Here is a 1,632-nt window from a genome sequence, read left to right as displayed (position 1 = left end):
ATGCATTTCACGCGACGCATTTCTGGTACCATCGCGCGAATCTGAGCTAAGTCTTGTGTATGTTGGATAGTCATTAATTCGATTCTCAATAATTCGTTAACGCTTTTCGGTCAAAGCGACAATGGCTTGTGCGACAACTTTGTCAGCATCTAATTTTGCGGCACTGCGTGCCTTTTGAGCCATTGAAAGTAAAGCTTGGCGATCCAATTGTTGGATCTGTTGAGTCAAAGACTCCACGGTTAAATCAGGTTGTTCAATCATCTTCGCAGCACCGCATTCCACTAAGTGGTCGGCATTCAGTGCCTGTTGACGGTCTTTATGCATGAACGGGATAAAAATCGCGCCTACACCTGCTGCTGAGACTTCAGATACCGTCAATGCGCCAGAACGGCACACTAGCAGATCTGCCCACGCATACGCTTGTGCAACATCATCGATAAACTCGGTCACTTCTGCATTAGCAACATTGTTCGCTTGATAAGCAGCTTGCACTTCTTGCGCTGCGCCTTTACCTGCTTGATGACGAATACAGTAGTCTTGTCCCAAGTTTGCCATCACCGCTGGCAATGTTTGATTAAGAATACGCGCCCCTTGGCTGCCGCCCATAACAAGAATACGAATTGGTCCTTCTCTCTCTTGCATACGTTGAGCGGGCTCATCCAACTGCGTTACGTCTTCACGTACTGGGTTACCGACAACCGCCGCAGAAGGAAATGCGCCGGGAAACGCTTGAAAGACTTTCTTAGCGATCTTTGATAGCCATTGATTTGTTAAACCTGCAACCGCGTTTTGTTCGTGTAGTACAACCGGGATACCGCTTAACCAAGCCGCGATACCACCCGGACCACTCACATAGCCGCCCATACCTAAAACGGCATCCGGCTGCCAGCGCTTCATGTGCGCTCGTGCTTGCATGATGGCATTAATAATTTGAAAAGGGGCAGCTAAAAGACGTTTAACGCCTTGGCCTCGCAGACCTTTTACTTTGATAAAGTCGATCTCAATACCATGCTTTGGCACCAAATCGGCTTCCATTCGATCCGCTGTACCTAACCAACGGATCTCCCAGCCTTGTTCTTGAAGCTGCTTTGCAACCGCCAAACCTGGGAATACGTGACCGCCGGTACCACCGGCCATCACCATCAAACGTTTATTCTGTTTCATTCGTCTGTTGTTCTGATTGTTGTTGCTCGCGTTTCAAGCGGCATTCGTGATCGATACGCAGCAATATGGACACTGCAACGGACATAATAATCAGACTGGAACCACCATAACTGATTAGTGGAAGCGTCAAACCTTTGGTTGGAACAATACCAGCGGCTGCGCCCACATTGACCATGGTTTGAAACGCAAACCAAATACCAATACCAAACGCTAAGTAACCACCAAACATCTCGCCTTCTTCAAAAGCACGTTTGCCGATATACACAGCTTTAAGTACCAAGCTAAAAATCAACATCAGCACTAAAACAACACCGACGAAACCAAGCTCTTCAGCCAATACCGCAAATACAAAGTCGGTGTGCGCTTCTGGTAGGTATTCCAGTTTTTGAATTGAGTTCCCTAACCCTTGACCAAACCATTCTCCGCGACCAAACGCCATCAAAGACTGAGTCAACTGATAGCCGCTAC

General features: G+C 47.7%; 2 protein-coding genes. Both read right to left on the bottom strand.

Annotated elements, in window-relative coordinates:
* Window positions 1-96 precede the first annotated feature (96 nt).
* On the bottom strand, window positions 97-1,164 hold the full coding sequence (gene murG / locus R8O70_RS24950; RefSeq protein WP_005458193.1) for an undecaprenyldiphospho-muramoylpentapeptide beta-N-acetylglucosaminyltransferase: 1,068 nt from the start codon (window positions 1,162-1,164) through the stop codon (window positions 97-99).
* Window positions 1,151-1,632, bottom strand: a 482-nt coding sequence (locus R8O70_RS24945; protein WP_318184431.1) for an FtsW/RodA/SpoVE family cell cycle protein, incomplete at its 5' end; no start/stop codon positions are given. The genes R8O70_RS24945 and murG, both read right to left, overlap by 14 nt.

This window comes from Vibrio sp. 779(2023) (assembly GCF_033344285.1).
Taxonomy (GTDB): domain Bacteria; phylum Pseudomonadota; class Gammaproteobacteria; order Enterobacterales; family Vibrionaceae; genus Vibrio; species Vibrio alginolyticus.
Note: the sequence above shows the minus strand (reverse complement) of the source record. Positions and strands in the feature narration are given on the sequence as shown.

Coding starts and splice junctions, on each gene's coding strand:
- murG (WP_005458193.1), bottom strand. CDS start 1,164: ATGAAACAGAATAAACGTTTGATGGTGATGGCCGGTGGTACCGGCGGT.